This window comes from Shimwellia pseudoproteus, from assembly GCF_016415625.1.
In the GTDB taxonomy this organism is placed as follows: domain Bacteria; phylum Pseudomonadota; class Gammaproteobacteria; order Enterobacterales; family Enterobacteriaceae; genus Shimwellia; species Shimwellia pseudoproteus.
The window spans coordinates 17,028-37,029 of sequence record NZ_WBXP01000039.1; the positions used below are offsets into that span (position 1 = coordinate 17,028).

Annotated in this window: 13 protein-coding genes, 1 rRNA gene, 1 pseudogene and 1 riboswitch; of the genes and pseudogenes, 6 read left to right on the forward strand and 9 right to left on the reverse strand. The window is 56.8% G+C overall.

Features of this window, described 5'->3' with window-relative positions; genetic code table 11:
- Positions 1-2 precede the first annotated feature (2 nt).
- Positions 3-1,652: a glucose-6-phosphate isomerase gene (pgi, locus tag F9C28_RS15205; protein ID WP_199016195.1), complete on the reverse strand. Its 1,650-nt coding sequence runs from the start codon at positions 1,650-1,652 to the stop codon at positions 3-5.
- A gap of 316 nt (positions 1,653-1,968) precedes the next feature.
- Positions 1,969-2,201: riboswitch (Lysine riboswitch) on the forward strand.
- Positions 2,202-2,308: 107 nt separating this feature from the next.
- Here pgi and lysC point away from each other — a divergent pair.
- The 3 genes from lysC to F9C28_RS15220 all read left to right on the forward strand — a co-directional run bounded on the left by lysC (position 2,309) and on the right by F9C28_RS15220 (position 5,191).
- Positions 2,309-3,673: a lysine-sensitive aspartokinase 3 gene (lysC, locus tag F9C28_RS15210; protein ID WP_199016196.1), complete on the forward strand. Its 1,365-nt coding sequence runs from the start codon at positions 2,309-2,311 to the stop codon at positions 3,671-3,673.
- A 209-nt stretch (positions 3,674-3,882) separates the two neighbouring features.
- Positions 3,883-4,824, forward strand: a complete 942-nt coding sequence (panS, locus tag F9C28_RS15215) for a ketopantoate/pantoate/pantothenate transporter PanS (protein WP_199016197.1) — start codon at positions 3,883-3,885, stop codon at positions 4,822-4,824.
- Positions 4,825-4,918: 94 nt separating this feature from the next.
- Complete coding sequence (locus F9C28_RS15220) at positions 4,919-5,191, forward strand: DUF3811 domain-containing protein (protein WP_199016198.1); 273 nt, start codon at positions 4,919-4,921, stop codon at positions 5,189-5,191.
- A gap of 8 nt (positions 5,192-5,199) precedes the next feature.
- Here F9C28_RS15220 and rluF read toward each other — a convergent pair whose 3' ends face one another.
- Entirely contained in the window at positions 5,200-6,090 is an 891-nt protein-coding gene (gene rluF, locus F9C28_RS15225) for a 23S rRNA pseudouridine(2604) synthase RluF (RefSeq protein ID WP_199016199.1), read from the reverse strand.
- A gap of 219 nt (positions 6,091-6,309) precedes the next feature.
- Between rluF and F9C28_RS15230 the strand changes: the two are divergent.
- Positions 6,310-6,480, forward strand: a pseudogene (locus F9C28_RS15230) (addiction module antidote protein); the annotation flags it as partial.
- Positions 6,481-6,526: 46 nt separating this feature from the next.
- Here the strand turns inward: F9C28_RS15230 and F9C28_RS15235 are convergent.
- Positions 6,527-8,158 carry a Na/Pi cotransporter family protein gene (locus F9C28_RS15235; RefSeq protein ID WP_199016201.1) on the reverse strand — a complete coding sequence of 544 codons (1,632 nt, stop codon included), beginning with the start codon at positions 8,156-8,158 and terminating at the stop codon, positions 6,527-6,529.
- Positions 8,159-8,400: 242 nt separating this feature from the next.
- Positions 8,401-12,090 carry a methionine synthase gene (gene metH / locus F9C28_RS15240; protein WP_199016202.1) on the reverse strand — a complete coding sequence of 1,230 codons (3,690 nt, stop codon included), beginning with the start codon at positions 12,088-12,090 and terminating at the stop codon, positions 8,401-8,403.
- A gap of 187 nt (positions 12,091-12,277) precedes the next feature.
- Between metH and iclR the strand changes: the two genes are divergently transcribed.
- Positions 12,278-13,114: a glyoxylate bypass operon transcriptional repressor IclR gene (gene iclR / locus F9C28_RS15245; RefSeq protein ID WP_199016203.1), complete on the forward strand. Its 837-nt coding sequence runs from the start codon at positions 12,278-12,280 to the stop codon at positions 13,112-13,114.
- Here the strand turns inward: iclR and aceK are convergent.
- The 4 genes from aceK to metA all read right to left on the reverse strand — a co-directional run bounded on the left by aceK (position 13,111) and on the right by metA (position 19,162).
- A complete protein-coding gene (gene aceK, locus F9C28_RS15250; RefSeq protein ID WP_199016204.1) occupies positions 13,111-14,868 on the reverse strand; it encodes a bifunctional isocitrate dehydrogenase kinase/phosphatase in 1,758 nt (585 codons plus the stop codon). The two genes, iclR and aceK, sit on opposite strands and share 4 nt — an antisense overlap.
- A 66-nt stretch (positions 14,869-14,934) precedes the next feature.
- Positions 14,935-16,242: an isocitrate lyase gene (gene aceA, locus F9C28_RS15255; RefSeq protein WP_199016205.1), complete on the reverse strand. Its 1,308-nt coding sequence runs from the start codon at positions 16,240-16,242 to the stop codon at positions 14,935-14,937.
- An 81-nt stretch (positions 16,243-16,323) separates the two neighbouring features.
- Complete coding sequence (aceB, locus tag F9C28_RS15260; protein WP_199016206.1) at positions 16,324-17,922, reverse strand: malate synthase A; 1,599 nt, start codon at positions 17,920-17,922, stop codon at positions 16,324-16,326.
- A gap of 310 nt (positions 17,923-18,232) precedes the next feature.
- The gene (metA, locus tag F9C28_RS15265) at positions 18,233-19,162 is read right to left on the reverse strand and encodes a homoserine O-acetyltransferase MetA (protein WP_199016207.1); all 930 of its coding nucleotides are present in this window, start codon (positions 19,160-19,162) and stop codon (positions 18,233-18,235) included.
- A 166-nt stretch (positions 19,163-19,328) separates the two neighbouring features.
- Here metA and F9C28_RS15270 point away from each other — a divergent pair, with 166 nt between their 5' ends.
- On the forward strand, positions 19,329-19,772 hold the full coding sequence (locus F9C28_RS15270) for an acetyltransferase (protein WP_199016208.1): 444 nt from the start codon (positions 19,329-19,331) through the stop codon (positions 19,770-19,772).
- Between the two features lie 156 nt (positions 19,773-19,928).
- Here F9C28_RS15270 and rrf read toward each other — a convergent pair.
- Positions 19,929-20,002, reverse strand: a 5S ribosomal RNA gene (rrf, locus tag F9C28_RS20570); the annotation flags it as partial.

A 20,002-nucleotide genomic window follows, 5' to 3' on the forward strand; every position in this document is an offset into this window, starting at 1 on the left:
TATCAGGCACGCCAGGATTTATAACGATTAATCAAACCATTAGTAGAACTGTCGTGGCTGGCAATGTCTTTATCGTCCTGCAACTCAGGCAGAATACGGTTCGCCAGCTGTTTACCCAGCTCAACACCCCACTGGTCAAAAGTGAAGATGTTCAGAATCGCCCCCTGGGTAAAGATTTTGTGCTCATAGAGCGCAATCAGTGCCCCAAGGCTGAACGGGGTAATTTCACGCAGCAGGATGGAGTTCGTCGGGCGGTTGCCTTCAAAGACTTTAAACGGCACCACGTTGTCCAGCTGGGCCGGATCTTTACCCTGATCGCGGAACTCCTGCTCAACCACGTCGCGGGATTTCCCGAAGGCCAGCGCCTCGGTCTGGGCGAAGAAGTTAGACAGCAGTTTCGGATGGTGGTCGGTCAGCGGGTTGTGGCTGATAGCCGGGGCGATAAAGTCGCACGGCACCAGTTTAGTCCCCTGATGAATCAGCTGGTAGAAAGCGTGCTGGCCATTGGTCCCCGGCTCACCCCAGATAATCGGGCCAGTCTGGTAATCCACCTTGTGGCCATTGCGATCCACATACTTACCGTTGGACTCCATATTGCCCTGTTGGAAGTAAGCGGCAAAGCGGTGCATATACTGGTCATAGGGCAGAATCGCTTCAGTTTCAGCACCAAAGAAATTGTTGTACCAGATGCCGATCAGCGCCAGCAGCACCGGCAGGTTTTTCTCAGCCGGGGTATGGGCAAAGTGCTGGTCCATGGCGTGCGCGCCGCTCAGCAGCTGTACGAAGTTGTCATAACCCACAGACAGCACAATGGACAAGCCAATGGCGGACCACAGGGAATAACGGCCGCCCACCCAGTCCCAGAACTCGAACATGTTGGCGGTATCAATGCCGAACTCGCTTACTGCTTTGCCATTGGTGGACAGCGCGGCAAAGTGTTTCGCTACGTGCTGTGCATCGCCGGCAGATGCCAGGAACCAGTCGCGCGCGCTGTGGGCGTTGGTCATGGTTTCCTGGGTGGTAAAGGTTTTGGACGCCACCAGGAACAGGGTGGTTTCCGGGTTAAGCGTTTTCAGGGTCTCCGCGATGTGGGTACCATCAACGTTAGAGACGAAGTGCATGGTTAGGTGGTTTTTGTACGGGCGCAGCGCCTCGGTCGCCATAAACGGCCCAAGATCAGAGCCGCCGATACCGATGTTCACCACATCAGTAATGGCTTTGCCGGTATAGCCTTTCCAGCTACCGCTGATAATCGCGTCGGAGAAGTGTTTCATCTTCTCCAGCACCGCATTCACTTCCGGCATCACATCTTTGCCGTCAACCAGAATAGGGGTATTGCTACGGTTACGCAGGGCGACATGCAACACGGCGCGATCTTCGGTACGGTTGATCTTCTCGCCGGAGAACATCGCGGTAATTGCCCCGCTAAGATCCGTCTCTTTCGCCAGCGCCTGCAGCATGGCCAGCGTCTCTTCAGTGATGCGGTTTTTGGAGAAATCCACCAGCATCAGATCGTCGAAAGTGGCGGAGAACTTACTGAAACGATCGGCATCCTGCGCGAACAGATCGGCTATCTTCACCTCTTTCATTTCAGCGTAATGTTTCTGGAGCGCCTGCCATGCGGCAGTCTGGGTTGGGTTGATGTTTTTCATAGCAATACTCTTGTAAATTGAGAATTGTAACCTGACTCGATTGTAGCGCCCTTGTACTGATTTGTGAGGATTTTTATGCCCTTTCCGGGAAACCCAGCGCAAACCCCCGTATTTCACGGGCCTTAGCACATTTTCCATAATACAAAAGTCGCACACCTGCGACAGTAACCGCAAAAGCCCCGCAAGTCCCCCCAAAAAACACTGCCCCGCAGGCCATATTCAGAACAAAAATCTAGTTCACAGAATGAACGAAACGGTGATATTGACAACGGTCTCATTCCGAATTATCTCTGTACTCCTACTTATACAAATTGTGTAAGCCAGAAGAGGCGCGTCGCCCAGGTACTGTGTCTGAGGAGCCCATCCCGTGACGGCACAGCAGGGGGAGCGGCGCCGAGGTAGTCTGCCGGGGCGCGGCAGAATATCGGCTGCAGGGGCTGAATCCCCTGGGCTGTCACCAGAGAAACGTTCGGCAGTCGGACGTTTCATACCCCCGAGCCCGGCACCACCCGGCTCAGGGGGTATACAAGGTGGGGCGCTTCTGGGTGTACCGTAGTTGTTTGCGCTCTACGTCTGCCCCCCGTTTCCCGCTCTTCCCTTGTGCCAAGGCTGAAAATTAACGCCATCTTAAATGGCGCCCCTGACACGAGGTTGTTATGACAAGCACACATTCACAAACCGTTGTCGCCAAATTTGGCGGGACCAGCGTTGCTGACTACCAGGCCATGAGCCACAGCGCTGACATTGTATTATCGGATCCAAACGTGCGTCTGGTGGTCCTGTCGGCCTCCGCGGGTATTACTAATTACCTGGTCGCACTGGCGGAAGGGCTGGAAACCACCGAACGCGCTGTTAAGCTCGATGCGATTCGCCATATTCAGTACAACATCCTGGAGATGCTGAAAAAACCGGCGGTTATCCGTGAAGAGATCGACCGCCTGCTGGACAATATTGCCACCCTCGCGGAAGCGGCCTCACTGGCAACCTCCGCGGCGTTAACCGATGAGCTGGTCAGCCACGGAGAGCTGATGTCCACCCTGCTGTTTGTCGAAGTGCTGCGCGAGCGCGGTGTGGAGGCCCAGTGGTTCGACGTGCGTAAAGTGATGCGCACCAGCGACCGCTTTGGCCGCGCCGAGCCCGATGTCGCCGCGCTGTCGGTGCTGGCGCAACAGCAACTGGCCCCGCGCATTGCCCAGTCACTGGTGATAACCCAGGGGTTTATTGGCAGTGAAGAAAAAGGCCGCACCACCACCCTCGGCCGCGGGGGCAGTGATTACACCGCCGCCCTGCTGGGTGAAGCACTCAGTACCGATCGGGTGGATATCTGGACCGACGTAACCGGTATTTTCACGACCGATCCCCGCGTGGTACCGACCGCAAAACGCATTGATGTTATTGGCTTCGAAGAAGCCGCGGAAATGGCCACGTTTGGCGCCAAAGTGCTGCACCCGGCCACCCTGCTGCCTGCGGTACGCAGCAATATTCCGGTGTTCGTCGGCTCCAGCCGCAACCCTCACGACGGCGGTACCCTGGTATGCGCATCCACCGAGAATCCGCCGCTGTTCCGGGCTCTGGCCCTGCGCCGTAAGCAAACGCTGCTCACTCTGCACAGCCTGAATATGCTGCATTCTCGCGGCTTCCTGGCGCAGGTATTCGGCATTCTGGCGCACCATAATATCTCGGTCGATTTGATAACCACCTCCGAAGTCAGCGTCGCGCTGACCCTGGACACCACCGGTTCAACCACCACCGGCGGCAGCCTGCTGACCCAAAGCCTGCTGACGGAGCTTTCCTCCCTGTGCCGGGTCGAGGTGGAAGAAAACCTCGCCCTGGTGGCGCTGATCGGCAATGAACTGTCCAAAGCCTGTGGCGTGGGCAAAGAGGTCTTCGGGGTGATGGAGCCGTTTAATATCCGCATGATTTGTTACGGGGCCTCCAGCCATAATCTGTGTTTCCTGGTCCCCGGCGACGAAGCAGAACACGTGGTGCGCAAGCTGCACAGTAACCTGTTCGAGCTGTAATCCGGCCACCCCGCTCTTATTGGTATCCCCACACGCTGACCGGGCTTCCCGCCTGGTCAGCCCCTTGCCCTGAACCTGTCCTTCTGCCCGCGCCATGCCAGGCATAATTACGTTGAATATTTTCTCGCCACACGATAAACAATAGTGATAGCCGGGGGCACACCGGCGCACATAACCAACACAACACCATTATCTGCAAGGAAAATAACATGCTCGCCATCTTCACGCGGCTCTTCCCGCTTTGGGCACTGCTGCTCTCTGTTATCGCCTATTACACCCCGTCCAGCTTCACCGCCATTAGCCCCTGGGTCAGCACATTGCTGATGCTGATTATGTTTGGCATGGGGGTACATCTGCGGCTGAGCGACTTTAAACGGGTGTTATCCCGCCCGGCCCCGGTGGCGGCGGGGATCTTTCTTCATTATCTGGTGATGCCGCTCGCGGCCTGGCTGCTGGCGCTGGCCTTTGCCATGCCGCCAGACCTCTCCGCCGGCATGGTGCTGGTGGGCAGTGTCGCCAGCGGTACGGCGTCTAATGTGATGATTTATCTCGCCAAAGGTGACGTGGCCCTGTCGGTGACTATCTCGTCGGTCTCTACCCTGGTGGGTGTCGTGGCGACACCACTGCTGACCCGGCTGTATGTTGATGCCCATATTCAGGTCGATGTCTGGGGGATGTTGTTCAGTATTTTGCAGATTGTGGTGATCCCCATCGCCCTGGGGCTGGTTATCCATCACCTGTTCCCGCGGCTGGTTAAAACCCTGGAGCCCTGGCTGCCGGCCTTCTCAATGGTCTGTATTCTGGCCATTATCAGTGCCGTGGTGGCGGGCAGCGCCAGCCATATTGCCTCGGTGGGGTTGGTGGTTATCGTCGCGGTGATGCTGCATAACGCCATCGGCCTGCTGGGCGGTTACTGGGGCGGGCGGCTGTTTGGGTTTGATGAGTCCACCTGCCGTACCCTGGCCATCGAAGTGGGGATGCAGAACTCCGGCCTGGCGGCGGCCCTGGGCAAAATTTATTTTTCGCCCCTGGCGGCCCTGCCCGGGGCGCTGTTCTCCGTGTGGCATAATTTATCCGGCTCGCTACTGGCGGGCTACTGGTCCGGCAAACCGGTAACCAACGCCCCCGGCGGGGACGGCAAACAACGCTAGCCCACCTGTCGCCATCACGTTTTTGCGGATAACAGCGGTGTATTTGGCCACCATGCCGTACACTGCTGTTATCCCTCACCACAGAGAAACGCTTATGGCTCTTGCCCGTATTACCCAAAAAGAGATGACCGACGCCGAACAGCGCGAACTGAAAACCCTGCTGGACCGTGAGCGTATCGCCCACGGCAGGGCGCTGACCAACAGCGAATCCAACCGGGTCAAAAAGGACTATATCGACAAATTAATGGCGCAGCGCGAAGCAGAAGCAAAGAAAGCCCGCCAGGTGAAGAAAAAGCAGGCTTTTAAACCGGATCCGCAAGCCACATTTTCGTGGTCAGCCAATACGGCAACCCGGGGCAGACGCTAACCGCCAGGTTAACGTCCCTTCTTCTTACGGCCCGGCTGGGTGAAGCGCTTACCGGAGGGTGCACCGGGGCGGCCTTTTGCCGCAGGCTGGCCGGCTTTTGCTGCTGGCCTGGCGCCGCCGCCCGATGCCGCTTTCGCTTTTGGTTTTGCCTTCGGGGTGCTCTTCTTCTGCGACTCGGATGACGATGACTCAATCCGGTTAAACAGTTCGATAAGCTCGTCGGGCGTAAGATCCCGCCACTCTCCTGGCGGAATACCGGCCAGGCTGACGTTCATGATGCGCGTGCGCTCCAGCCGGGTGACGTCATAGCCGAAGTATTCGCACATCCGGCGGATCTGGCGGTTTAGCCCCTGAACCAGGGTAATGCGGAAGGAGAGCGGGCCTTCTTTCTTCACTTTGCACTTTTTGGTCATGGTACCGAGGATCGGTACACCGGCCCCCATACCGCGAATAAACTCGTCAGTCACCGGTTTGTTTACCGTCACCAGATATTCTTTTTCATGATCATTACCGGCGCGCAGGATCTTGTTCACCAGATCGCCGTGGTTGGTCAGGAAGATCAGGCCATTGGAGTCTTTATCCAGCCGGCCAATGGGGAAAATACGCTGGCTGTGGTTCACAAAGTCCACAATATTGTCTTTCTCACCACTTTCTGTGGTGCTGACAATGCCCACCGGTTTATTCAGCGCGATAAATACCAGATCTTCTGCATCGCGGGGTTCAATCAGCCGGCCATTCACTTTCACCGTATCCCCGGGCACCACCTGATCACCGATGGTGGCGCGTTTACCGTTGATAAAAACATTTCCCTGTTCGATGTAACGATCGGCCTCGCGGCGTGAGCAGATCCCGCTCTCGCTAATATATTTGTTTAAACGGATGGATTGTGTGGACAGCATAGTTTCTCCTGTAAAGCCGAAATATACCGTTAATTCGCCATGCACACCTGCATTTCTGCGAAATTTTTTTGCCTTTATTGCTGGGGTATATGAAGTGCGTATCCACCACGGCCCCGGTTATCGTGTCGCTATCAGGCCGACGGGAAATAGCATCATTGTGCTGTTGTGCGGCGGGGCAAATCAACCCGTCCCGATGATATTGCACAGGCGAAACAACTGGCCACGGGCATGTCCCGTATCGCTGCCGAAACCGGCCTCTCCCGGGAGCAGCTCTACCGCGCATTCAGCGACAAAGGCAACCCCACCCTCAAAAGCACCCTGGCGGCACTTAAGGCACTCGGGATCCAGCTGACGGTAAACATACCGGCACATAAAAAAGCCCCCGTCTGAAACGGGGGCCTGATTAACCATCTCGCCAGATAACACCGGTTCAGGGCTACTCCGTTTCCCGTTCGTCGTCGTCGTCCGGCTGCTCCAGCACGCTGTACGCCACCGCACAGAACAACGAATTCAGGCGCTTCATATTCCCGAGTAATCCCAAATGCAGGGAGCTGGTTTCAATGCTCTGCACATTCTGCTGGTGCAGCCGGTCCACATGGGCATGGGAATAACGCCGGTTCATAATGCGAAAACGGTGCTTACTACGGCGCAAGCGGCGCGCGCTGGGCACATCACCGGAGAAGAACACCGACATGGCCAGTTGCAGGTTGCTGAGCAGCTGATCATACAGGGCATCCAGCTCTTTCAGGCCTTCTTCAGAAAAAGCGCGCCGCGCCGCCAGCGATTTGTCCGCGATCTCGCTGCCCATACGCTCGACAATATCAGACGCCTGCTCAAGGTTGAGGGACATTTCGATAATCTCCGCCCAGCGCCGGGATTCTTCCTCTGCCAGCTCATCTTTCGGCATCCGCGCCAGATACAGCTTGATGGCGGTATACAGCACGTTGATGTCTTCCGCCTGCTTGCGGAGAATTTTTTCCTGGCGCGGTTCACCGTGCATTATCTTGTATAACCCGGCGAGCATTTGCTCCGTCGTGTCCCCGATGCGCAGCGTCTCCCGGGCGGCATTGGCCAGCCCCAGGGCGGGGGTATCCAGCGCGCTGGAATCAAGATATTTAGGCCGCAGGCGGTCATCAAGCTCCGGCGGGTCCTGAATCACCCGGCGGCAAAAACGCGCCATCGGCTCCGCAAACGGCACCATCACCAGGCAACGGATCAGGTTATAGAAGACGTGGAAATAGATAACCAGTTCTGATTCCGGTAAGGCGATCCGGTGTAGCGCATCGCCCACCAGATGAATAAACGGCAAAATAGCCAGACTGCCCACCAGCTTAAACAACAGGCTCCCCAGCGCCACCCGCCGGGCGGCGGCATTGGCCGCACTGTTATTCAGCATCGCCAGTAACCCGGACCCCAGGTTAGCCCCGATAACCAGGCACAGCGCCACATCAAACGAGATAACCCCGGTGGCATTCAGGGTGGCCGTCAGGAGCACCGCCGCCAGGCTGGAATAACTGATCACGGCAAACAGCGCACCGATCAGCGCATCCAGCATAATGTCGCCCGTCAGCGAGGCAAAAATCACTTTCACGCCAGACGCCTGAGTGATCGGGGTGACGGCCTGGACGATAAGCTCCAGCGCCAGCAGGATCAGCCCCAGGCCGATACCCACCCGACCAAGCTGCCCGGCCCGGCTTTGCCGGCGGCCAAGAAAGAAAATCACGCCAATAAAAATCAGCAGCGGCGACAGCCAGGAAAGGTCGAAGGTCAGAATACGCGCCATCAGCGCGGTACCGACATCGGCCCCCAGCACAATAACCAGTGCCGGGGTCAGCGCCACCAGATCCTGGGCCACGAAAGAGGTCACCAACATGGTGGTGGCGTTACTGCTCTGCACCAGGGCGGTAACACCAATACCGGCGCAAAAGGCGAGTGGTTTCTTTTCAACACTCTGGCTCAGCACACTGCGCAGCCGGGCGCCAAAAACCCGCATGACACCGGTGCGCACGATATGCGTTCCCCAAACCAGCAGTGATACTGCCGAAAGCAGGTGTAATAGGGTTAGCACATATACTCCTTATTTCGATTGTCCCTGAGCAACAACAAGACTTATCAGATACCAAATACCGTCAAACACAAGTGCAAAGCGGTGACATCATCATCACAAACACTCAACACATGACAGTAAGTATAAGAGTCAGAAGCAAATAATAAGTCAGCTAAATGGGCTGATTGGCAGTATGTTGTAAAAAAAGATGACGGATTTGTGACAGCACCGCCGGAAACGGCGGTGCTGGAGAGGGTCAGCGGTTAGTCCGCATCATAACCAAGGTTCGGCGCCAGCCAGCGTTCAGCCTCGGCAACGCTCATCCCTTTACGGCGGGCATAGTCCTCAACCTGATCGCGCTGGATCTGCGCCACGGCAAAATATTTGCTGTCCGGGTGGCTGAAGTACCAGCCAGAAACTGACGCACCGGGCCACATGGCGTAAGACTCGGTGAGCTGCATCCCGATCCGCGTTTCGACGTCCAGCAGTGACCAGATGGTGGCTTTCTCGGTATGTTCCGGGCAGGCCGGATAACCCGGCGCCGGGCGGATACCCTGGTAGTTTTCGCGGATCAGATCCTCGTTACTGAGGTTCTCGGTGGGGGCATAACCCCAGTACACCTTGCGCACCCGCTCATGAAGGTACTCGGCAAAGGCTTCCGCCAGGCGGTCCGCCACCGATTTGATCATGATTTTATTGTAATCATCGTGCTGGGCTTCATAGGCCTCTGCCAGGGCGTCCTCCTCCAGGCCGCCAGTCACCGCAAACGCGCCGATATAATCGGGTTTGCGGGTGTGCCGTGGGGCGACAAAATCCGCCAGACAGTAGTTCGCATAGCCGACTTTTTCCGTCTGCTGGCGCAGATGATGGCCTACCGCCAGCACCTTCGTGCGGGTTTCATCCTGATAGATTTCCACATCATCCCCGACCCGGTTGGCCGGGAACAGCCCCACCACCCCGCGCGGCGTGAGGGCCTGGGTTTCGCTGAGCATATCCAGCATGGCGTTGGCGTCCGCAAACAGCCGTTTTGCCTCTTCGCCGACCACCTCATCTTCCAGAATACGCGGGTACTTACCGGCCAGGGTCCAGGTCATAAAGAACGGCGTCCAGTCGATATAGTTGCGCAGCGTCTCAATACTGGCGGTCACCTCCTGTACGCCCAGGCGGTGGGCTACTGGCGGGGTGTAGCTTTCCCAGTCGAACGCCAGATCATTCTCCCGGGCCACTGGTAGCGTCACCGGTGGCGTGCGCGGTTTTTTACGCCCGTGCTGAATACGCACCGTTTCATACTCCTTACGGGTGCGGGCCACAAAATCATCCCGCTGGGTATCAGACAGCAGCGCAGAGACCACCCCGACAGTGCGCGAGGCATTCTGGACATAGACCGTCGGGCCGCTGTAATTCTGTTCAATTTTTACCGCGGTATGGGCTTTGGAGGTGGTGGCGCCGCCAATCAACAGCGGGATAGTAAAGCCCTGGCGCTCCATCTCTTTTGCCACGTTGACCATTTCATCCAGCGACGGGGTAATCAGCCCGGACAGGCCAATCAAGTCCGCATTATGTTCCCGGGCGGTTTTGAGTATTTTCTCCGCCGGGACCATGACGCCAAGATCGATAATGTCGTAGTTATTACACTGCAACACCACGCCAACAATATTTTTGCCGATGTCATGCACATCGCCCTTCACGGTGGCAATCACCATCTTGCCGTTGCTTTGGCCTTTCTCTTTGCTGGCCTCGATATAGGGTTCCAGGTAGGCCACCGCCTGTTTCATCACCCTGGCAGACTTCACCACCTGGGGCAGGAACATTTTGCCTTCACCGAACAGGTCACCGACCACGTTCATGCCGTCCATCAGCGGCCCTTCGATAACCTCAATAGGCCGGTCAGCCTGCTGGCGGGCTTCTTCGGTATCCTGAACAATAAACTCGGTTATGCCTTTGACCAGCGAGTATTCAAGGCGTTTTCTGACATCCCAGCTTCGCCACTCCGCCAGTTGGGTATTGGCCGCCTCATCCGTTTTACTGCCGCGGTATTTCTCCGCCAGGTCCAGCAGGCGCTCAGTGCCGTCATCGCGGCGGTTGAGGATAACGTCTTCCACCGCATCGCGCAGCTCGGCGGGCAGATCGTCATAAATCGCCAGCTGCCCGGCGTTCACAATCCCCATATCCATCCCGTTACGAATGGCGTAGTAGAGGAACACCGCGTGGATCGCCTCGCGCACCGGGTCATTACCGCGAAACGAGAACGACACGTTAGAGACCCCGCCGGAGATCAGCGCGTGGGGCAGATTGCGTTTGATATCTTCACAGGCGCCGATAAAGTCCACCGCATAGTTGTTATGCTCTTCAATCCCGGTGGCCACGGCAAAAATATTCGGGTCGAAGATAATATCTTCCGGGGGAAAGCCAACGTCGTTGGTCAGAATGTTGTAAGCCCGGGTACAAATCTCAATCTTGCGCTCCCGGGTGTCCGCCTGGCCCTGCTCGTCAAACGCCATCACCACCATGGCAGCGCCGTAGCGGCGCACCAGCCGGGCATGCGCAATAAAGACATCGACACCTTCTTTCATTGAGATCGAGTTCACGATCCCCTTGCCCTGGATGCACTTAAGCCCTTGTTCGATAACCTCCCACTTTGAGGAGTCGATCATGATAGGCACCCGGGCGATATCCGGTTCACCGGCTATCAGGTTCAGAAAGCGCACCATCGCGGCTTCCGCGTCCAGCATCCCTTCATCCATATTGATGTCGATGATCTGGGCGCCGTTTTCAACCTGCTGGCGGGCCACATCCAGCGCCTCGCCGTATTTCTCTTCTTTGATCAGCCGTTTAAATTTCGCCGAGCCGGTCACGTTCGTCCGCTCCCCGACGTTAACAAACAGGCTGTCGTCGCCGATATTGAGCGGTTCCAGCCCGGACAGGCGACAGGCCACCGGCAAGGTTGGCCGCTTACGGGGGGCCACCCCGGCCACGGCGCGGCTCATGGCGGCAATATGGGCCGGCGTGGTACCACAGCAACCGCCGACGATATTCAGGAAGCCAGACTCCGCCCACTCTTTGACCTGGGCGGCCATGGTGTCAGCATCCAGATCATATTCGCCAAAGGCATTCGGCAGCCCGGCGTTAGGGTGCGCGGTCACGTAGCACTCGGCAATCCGCGACATCTCCGCCACGTACTGGCGTAGCTCATCCGGCCCCAGGGCGCAGTTGAGGCCAAACGACAGTGCGTCTGCGTGGCGTAACGAGTTATAAAAGGCTTCGGTTGTTTGCCCGGACAGGGTGCGCCCGGAAGCATCGGTAATGGTGCCGGAGATCATGACAGGCAGCGATTGCCCCAGCGCGTCAAATTCCGTTTCCACCGCAAAAATCGCCGCTTTGGCGTTCAGGGTATCGAAGACGGTCTCAATGAGGATCAGGTCTGCCCCCCCTTCGACCAGCGCCCGGGTAGACTCCCGGTAGGCGTCCACCAGCTTATCGAAGGTGATATTGCGGTATGCCGGGTCGTTGACGTCCGGAGAGATAGACGCAGTGCGGTTAGTGGGGCCGAGGACACCGGCCACGTAACGCGGTTTTTCCGGGTCGAGGGCGGTCCATTTATCGGCACAGGCCCGGGCCAGTTTCGCCGCCGTGTAGTTAATTTCTGCGGACAGGGACGCCATCTGGTAGTCCGCCATGGCGATAGTGGTGGAGTTAAAGGTGTTGGTTTCGATAATGTCCGCGCCCGCCTCAAAATAGGCGTCATGAATGGCGGCAATAATATCGGGCTGGGTCAGCACGAGTAGGTCATTGTTGCCTTTCAGATCACAGGGCCAGTCGGCAAACCGCTCACCGCGAAAAGCGTTTTCATCTAAACGATACCCCTGGATCATCGTGCCCATACCACCGTCCAGGACCAAAATGCGTTGTGCCAGCTGCTGGTGCAGCTTTTCTGTTTTATTTTTATTGCTCACTGTCACTCCACTCTACCTATCCACCCGGACGAAAAACCGGTCATCCATACTGGCATAAGTTAACAGGTGGTAAAAGCGCCAAAAGGTGAGACATCTTCAGGATACTGCTCTTACCAGTGCCCGGCAGGTTGCATTATCGCCAAATAAAACGAAAATGATTTCCACGATACAGAAAAAGGAGTCTGTCATGGCCGCTGCCGTCCCTGTTAAACGCGGTAAAAAACCCCGTCCCGCTGCGGCTGCCGCTGCCCCGCAACCCACCGGACAGGTGCAGTCTCTCACCCGCGGGCTGAAATTGCTTGAGGCGATTGCCGAGTCCCACGGCAGCGTTGCGCTCACCGATCTGGCCCAGCAGGCCGGGTTGCCAAACTCCACCACCCACCGCCTGCTGACCACCATGCAGCAGCAGGGCTTTGTACGCCAGGTGGGGGACCTTGGCCACTGGACCATTGGCGCACACGCTTTTATTGTCGGCAGCAGTTTTTTGCAGAGCCGCAATCTGCTGGCCATCGTGCACCCTATTTTGCGCAGCGTGATGGACGCGTCCGGCGAAACCGTCAATCTGGCAGTGCTGGACCACAGTGACCACGACGCGATTATTATCGACCAGGTGCAATGTACCCAGTTGATGCGGATGTCCGCCCCCATTGGCGGTAAATTGCCGATGCACGCCTCCGGGGCGGGGAAAGCGTTTCTGGCGCATCTGAGTGACGATCAAGTGTCTGGCCTGCTGCACCGTAAAGGGCTGCATGCCTATACCCACGCGACCCTGGTCTCGCCGGTGCATCTGAAAGACGACCTCGCCCACATTCGCAAGCGGGGCTACTCCTTTGACGACGAAGAGCACGCCCTGGGGTTACGCTGCATTGCGGCCTGTATCTTCGATGAGCACCATCTGCCGTTTGCCGCTATCTCCATTTCCGGCCCTATCTCACGCATCACCGATGACCGGGTTACCGAGCTGGGCGCCCTGGTGATCAAGGCGGCGAAAGAGGTCACCCTCGCCTGGGGTGGCGTGCGCTAGACCACGTGCCGGACGGGTGGCGGCTCACTGGTGCCATAACGCACACAGAACCGCTGCCTGCGCCGGTAGGCATAGACATCTTCCACATGGCCGTCGCGGATGCGTTGTTGCAGCGCCCGCCAGTAATCCGCCCGGAACAGATCGCTGTGCATCTCATCAAATAACGGGGCGACCCGGGGATCCGCACACAGCCAGTGGCGAAACTCTTCCGGGAAGACATCTCCGGGGGCCACACTATACCAGGGCTCGCAGGCCAGCTCGTCCTCCGGGTAACGGGGCGGCGGGATATCGCGGAAATTTACCTCGGTCATATAACTGATTTCGTCATAGTCATAGAACACCACCCGGCCATGGCGCGTAACGCCGAAGTTTTTAAACAGCATGTCGCCGGGGAAGATATTGGCGGCCGCCAGCTGGCGAACGGCATTCCCGTATTCTTCGATGGCATCCCGTAGCTGGCGGGGTGAGGCCTGCTCCAGCCACAGGTTAAGGGGCACCATTCGCCGTTCAATATACAGGTGGCTGATGGTGACCTGGTGCGCGGTTATGCGCAGTTTCCCCGGGATCTCCTGTTGCAGCAGCCCTAATAGCGCCGGGCTTATCTGCTGGCGATCGAGGACGAAGTTTTCGAACTCCTGAGTATCCGCCATACGCCCCACCCGGTCATGTTCTTTGACCAGTTGATAACAGGCCCGCACGTGGGCGGCGTTCATCTCCTTCTGGGGGGCAAAGGTGTCCTTAATCACTTTAAATACCCGATCAAACCCTGGCAGGGTAAACACCAACATCACCATGCCCCGCACCCCGGGGGCCTCAATAAATTGCTCATCGGTATGGGTGACATAATTGAGATATTCCCGGTAAATCTCCGTTTTACCGTGTTTCTGGCAGCCGATGGCCATATACAGCTCGGCGGTGGTTTTCCCGGGCAGGATCTCCCGCAGCCACTCCACCGTGGCGGCGGGTACCGGGGCATAAACCATAAAGTAGGAGCGGGCAAAGCCGAACACGATACTGGCCTCTTGTGGGGTGGTCAGGCAGGTATCAATAAACAGTTCACCGTCGTCACTGCGGTGTACCGGCATCAGCAGGGGCAGCACACCATCGGGGGTTATCAATTTTCCCACCAGCCAGGCGGCTTTGTTACGGTAGAACAGTTCATTGGCCAGCTGAATATGGCTGCGGGCTAAATGCGCCGGCCCCAGGGCCTCCTCAAGATGGCGAATGATATAGCCAATATCCCGCGGTTTATCCTGCCAGGGCAGGCGCAGCGGTAAGTCTGTCAGCATACGGTTGAGCATCACCGCCCAGCCTTTATCCGGGTGGAAGGCTTTGGCCAGCGGCCGGGAATGGTGCTGGAAGTAGCGTGCCGGCTGGGAGCTGAAAATAAATAACCGCGCCGGTGTCAGCGCCCGGTGATCAAACAGGCGGCAATACACTGAGTTAAAAAAGCTTTCTGCAATCTCGAAGCGCGGATAATCCGGCAATAATTGGGTGTAATGGGCCTTGACCCGCAGCAGGAAGTCGCTGTCTGTGGCCTGCCCCTGGGTGATGCAGCGCAACTGCTCCACCACCAGCCCGACATGGTGATCATAGAGGTGAATACGCTTTTTCATCGCCTGCTGGACTGCATGCCAGTCTGCCTGCTCAAAGCGCTGCTGTGCCCCGGCGGTAACCTCCAGAAAGCGGCCGTACTGGGCATCGAACCCCTGCAAAATAGTTTGCGCTATTAATAGCTCTTTCGCTCTCGACATAGCCACCCCGGGTGATCCGCAGACAACAAAAAGCCCCACCCGGTAAACCGGGTGGGGCCATGATGATCAGAACTGAGATTCTTCCGTTGAGCCGGTCAGCGCGGTTACGGAGGAGTTGCCGCCCTGAATGATGGTGGTGACTTTATCGAAGTAGCCGGTGCCCACTTCCTGCTGGTGTGAGACAAACGTATAGCCCTCACCGGCCCGGGAAAACTCCGGCTGTTGTACTTTCTCAACGTAGTGGCGCATCCCTTCCCCTTGCGCATAGGCGTGGGCAAGGTCGAACATGTTGAACCACATACTGTGGATCCCCGCCAGGGTGATGAACTGATATTTATAGCCCATATCGGCCAGCTCCTGCTGGAAGCTGGCGATGGTTTTATCATCGAGGTTTTTCTTCCAGTTGAAGGATGGCGAACAGTTATAGGCCAGCAGTTTGCCCGGGTAACGGGCGTGGATCGCCTCAGCAAAGCGGCGGGCAAGGGCCAGATCCGGGGTGGATGTCTCACACCACACCAGATCGGCGTAAGGTGCATAGGCCAGCCCGCGGCTGATGGCCTGCTCAATACCCGCGTGGGTACGGAAGAAGCCTTCACTGGTGCGCTCACCGGTGATAAACGCGCTGTCATACGGGTCACAGTCCGAGGTGATCAGATCCGCCGCATCGGCATCAGTACGGGCGATCACCAGGGTCGGCACGCCGAGCACGTCAGCCGCCAGGCGGGCCGCCACCAGTTTTTGGATAGCTTCCTGGGTGGGGACCAGCACCTTGCCCCCCATATGGCCGCATTTCTTCACCGAGGCCAGTTGATCTTCAAAGTGAACCGCCGCCGCACCGGCCTGGATCATCGACTTCATCAGCTCAAAGGCATTCAGTACGCCGCCAAACCCGGCTTCAGCATCGGCGACAATCGGCAGGAAGTAGTCAATAAAGCGCGGATCGTCGCGATCAATCCCCGCCGACCACTGGATCTGATCCGCCCGCAGGAAGGTATTGTTGATCCGCTCAACCACGGCCGGTACCGAGTTAGCCGGGTAGAGCGACTGGTCCGGGTACATACTGGCGGCGAGGTTCGCATCGGCAGCCACCTGCCAGCCAGACAGGTAGACCGCTTCAATCCCGGCTTTGGCCTGTTGCAGTGCCTGGCCACCGGTCAGGGCGCCAAGGCTGTTGATATAGCCCTTTTTCGCGTCACCATGCAGCAAACGCCACATCTTCGCCGCCCCCAATTGGGCCAGGGTGTGTTCCGGGTTAACGGAACCCCGCAGTTTCACCACCTCTTCGGCGCTGTAGGGGCGCTGGATCCCCTCCCAGCGTGGTTGTGTCCATTCCTGTTCCAGTTGCTGAATTTGCTGAGTACGAGAGGTTGTCATGGCAGATGCTCCATTCAGTACCCGGTGAGCCGGGTTTCATTAAGTAAGGTGTCGGTAAGTAAACCAATCTGACCCGCCGGGTTATGCCAGCAGCCGGTATCCCGGCAGGGTCAGGAAGTCGATCAACGCATCAGAGGTGGTTATCTGATCCATCAGGCGGGCCGCTTCTGCAAAGCGACCGGCGGCAAACCTCGCCTCCCCCACTTCCTGCCGAATCACCTCGATTTCCTCCGCCAGCATGGTACTGAACAAGGCTTTAGTGACCTGCTCACCGTTGCTCAGGGTTTTATGGTGGTGGATCCACTGCCAGATAGAGGTACGGGAGATTTCCGCAGTGGCGGCATCCTCCATCAGGCCATAAATCGGCACACAGCCATTGCCGGAGATCCAGGCCTCGATGTATTGCACCGCCACACGGATATTGGCGCGCATGCCGGCTTCGGTACGCTCGCCCGGGCAGGGTTCCAGTAACTGCGCAGCGGTAACCGGAACATCTCCCTCACGGCTGATATCAAGCTGGTTTTTACGATTGCCGAGCACGCGGTTAAACACCGCCATGGCGGTATCTGCCAGGCCTGGGTGGGCAACCCAGGTGCCATCATGGCCGTTATCGGCTTCGAGGGATTTATCCGCGGTGACTTTATCCAGCACCTGGCGGTTACGTTGCTCGTCTTTGCTGGGAATAAACGCCGCCATACCGCCCATCGCAAACGCACCGCGCTTATGGCAGGTCTTGATCAGCAGCCGTGAATAGGCACTAAGGAACGGTTTATCCATCGTGACACTTTGCCGGTCCGGCAGGATGCGATCGGGATGGTTTTTCAGCGTCTTGATATAGCTGAAAATGTAGTCCCAGCGCCCGCAGTTCAGGCCGACAATATGGTCGCGCATGGCGTGCAGGATCTCGTCCATCTGGAATACGGCGGGTAACGTCTCAATCAGCAGCGTCGCTTTGATGGTGCCCCGCGGCAGTGAGAAACGGTCTTCGGTAAAACTGAACACCTCACGCCACCAGGCCGCTTCCTGCCAGGATTGGGTCTTCGGCAAATAAAAATAGGGGCCACTGCCTTTGGCCAGCAAGGCCTGGTAGTTGTGGAAAAAGTAGAGCCCGAAATCAAACAGGCTGCCAGGGATGGGCTCACCCCGCCAGGTCACGTGTTTTTCCGGCAGGTGCAGGCCCCGCACCCGGCAAATTAAAACTGCCGGGTCCGGCTTCAGCTGGTAGATTTTGCCGGCGTCATTGGTGTAGCTGATGGTGCCGTTCACCGCATCGCGCAGGTTAATGTGCCCTTCCATCACCTTTTGCCAGCTGGGCGCCAAAGAGTCTTCAAAGTCCGCCATAAAGACTTTTACATTGGCATTGAGCGCATTAATCACCATTTTGCGCTCTACCGGGCCGGTAATTTCCACCCGGCGATCCTGTAAATCAGCGGGAATACCGCGAATCTTCCAGTCACCGTCACGAATGGAAGCGGTTTCCGGGTTAAAGTCTGGCAGCTTACCCTGATCAATGGCCTGCTGCTCCCGCTGGCGCACGGCCAGTAACTGATTACGCTGGGGTGTAAACTGCGCCACCAGGTCAGTAATAAACTCCACCGCGTCAGCAGTCAGTACCTGGCGCTCCAGTTCCCCTGCTGGCTGGTGAAAGATAATCTCATCGCTCGTTGTTTGTTGTGTCATTGCTAACTCTCCCCTTACTGCTGTTCCCGTTCGCCAACCCTCATCGGATCAGTGCGCACTTTTCACTCAACACAGCTAAGCCTAATTCATTAATTTAAAAAATCAAAAACGATTTCCATTTTTAATTAAAAAATAAAATAATCCGCTGATTAATATAGAAATTAATTTTTATGTGATTAGTAATCGGTTTTCAGTTGCTGAATGGTTACGGCTAATAGCGGGTAATGATGAGCACGCGCTAACCGGAAAGGTGTGGTCGGCAGGCAGGGAATAGCGAAAACCGGCAGGCGCGATACCTGCCGGTAGAGGATCAATCGAGGGTAGGGTTCATCTGGCGTAAATCAAATGGCGTGATCTGGTAAACATAGTAGTTCAGCCAGTTCGTAAACAGCAGATTACCGTGGCTACGCCAGGTGGCACGCGGTTTTTTATCCGGGTTATCTTCCGGGAAGTAGCGATGCGGTAGTTGCGGGTTCAGGCCTGCCTCCAAATCGCGAAAGTATTCGCCGGACAGGGTGTGCGCATCATATTCCGGGTGGCCGGTCACAAAGGCCAGCCGTTTGTCCGGGCTGGCGAACAGGTAGGCGTCCCCTTCTTCAGATTCCGCGAAGATTTCCAGATCGGTGTGTTGCCGGATCAAGGCCGCCGGGAAGTCGGCATAGCGGGAGTGCGGCGCCAGGAAAGCATCGTCAAAGCCTCTGGTCAGCAGCGCGTGAGGGTGAGTGGTGTAGTGCTCATATACCCCGGAGATTTTCTCTTTGCGGGTCTGCTTGGGGATGCCATACAGGATATTCAGGGCCGCCTGAACCGCCCAGCAGACAAACAGTGTGGAGGTGACATGATCTTTTGCCCATTCCAGCACCCGGGTGATTTGCGGCCAGTAAGCCACATCATCAAACTCAACCAGCCCCAGGGGGGCGCCGGTGACAATCAGGCCATCATAGTTCTCGTCCTGGATATCGTCGAAATCACAATAGAACGTATCCAGATGCTCCGCTGGCGTGTTGCGGGATTCCCGGTGATCAATGCGCAGCAGACGAATATCCAGTTGAAGCGGCGAGTTAGACAGCAGGCGCAGGAACTGATTCTCGGTCTCAATTTTTTTCGGCATCAGGTTAAGGATCAGCACCTTTAGTGGACGAATCTCCTGCCCGCTGGCGCGGGATGTTGTCATCACAAAGACGTTTTCCTGACGCAGAAAATTCACTGCGGGCAATTCGTCCGGTACCCTGATTGGCATAACCTTAATCCTCACTACATACGTTTAAACGTTTAGACATCCAGACAGCTGAAGATAGCGATAATTAATTTGAATGTCGAGTCTTCAGGTAAAAGGTGAAAATGTTTCACGACGCGGTTCATCGTAGAATACCGAAAACCCCGGGCAAATAAAGAGGACGTAAAAGATGCAGGTACGCCGCGCACGATATGATGAAGGCCAGCAGCTGGTCAGCTTATGGGGGGCCGCAGTGGATGCCACTCACCACTTCCTGTCGGCAGAGGATCGCAGAGCCATTGGTGAGCATGTCGCGCAGTTTCTGCCCCAGGCGCCGCTGTGGGTCGCCGCGAGTGATGAAGATACCCCAGTGGCTTTTATGCTGCTGGATAACCAGCATATGGAGGCGCTGTTTGTTGATCCCCGCTGGCACGGTAAAGGGATAGGCAGTTTATTGATAGACCATGCGTTAACGCTCTGTCCGGCGCTCACCACCGATGTGAATGAACAAAACCGCGCGGCACTGGCGTTTTATTTATCCCGGGGATTCGAGATAGCGGGAAGATCGGCAACCGATAGCGAAGGACGGGCATATCCGCTACTGCATTTGCGTTACCAGGGGTCGGAGGAATAGGGCGTCGGAAGAGTAATGGAGATCCGTCGTGCGGGCACTGTTCAGTATAGTGCCCGGTAATACTGCTGATACCGTGCCCGTATACCTGACGCCAGTCAGTAAATCGCAGACACAAAAAAGCCCTGTCGCAAGACAGGGCTTTTCCGTTTAATTAAAGCCTGGCAGTTCCCTACTCTCGCATGGGGAGACCCCACACTACCATCGGCGCTACGGCGTTTCACTTCTGAGTT

Coding starts and splice junctions, on each gene's coding strand:
- pgi (WP_199016195.1), bottom strand. CDS start 1,652: ATGAAAAACATCAACCCAACCCAGACTGCCGCATGGCAGGCGCTCCAG.
- lysC (WP_199016196.1), top strand. CDS start 2,309: ATGACAAGCACACATTCACAAACCGTTGTCGCCAAATTTGGCGGGACC.
- panS (WP_199016197.1), top strand. CDS start 3,883: ATGCTCGCCATCTTCACGCGGCTCTTCCCGCTTTGGGCACTGCTGCTC.
- F9C28_RS15220 (WP_199016198.1), top strand. CDS start 4,919: ATGGCTCTTGCCCGTATTACCCAAAAAGAGATGACCGACGCCGAACAG.
- rluF (WP_199016199.1), bottom strand. CDS start 6,090: ATGCTGTCCACACAATCCATCCGTTTAAACAAATATATTAGCGAGAGC.
- iclR (WP_199016203.1), top strand. CDS start 12,278: ATGGCCGCTGCCGTCCCTGTTAAACGCGGTAAAAAACCCCGTCCCGCT.
- aceK (WP_199016204.1), bottom strand. CDS start 14,868: ATGTCGAGAGCGAAAGAGCTATTAATAGCGCAAACTATTTTGCAGGGG.
- aceA (WP_199016205.1), bottom strand. CDS start 16,242: ATGACAACCTCTCGTACTCAGCAAATTCAGCAACTGGAACAGGAATGG.
- aceB (WP_199016206.1), bottom strand. CDS start 17,922: ATGACACAACAAACAACGAGCGATGAGATTATCTTTCACCAGCCAGCA.
- metA (WP_199016207.1), bottom strand. CDS start 19,162: ATGCCAATCAGGGTACCGGACGAATTGCCCGCAGTGAATTTTCTGCGT.
- F9C28_RS15270 (WP_199016208.1), top strand. CDS start 19,329: ATGCAGGTACGCCGCGCACGATATGATGAAGGCCAGCAGCTGGTCAGC.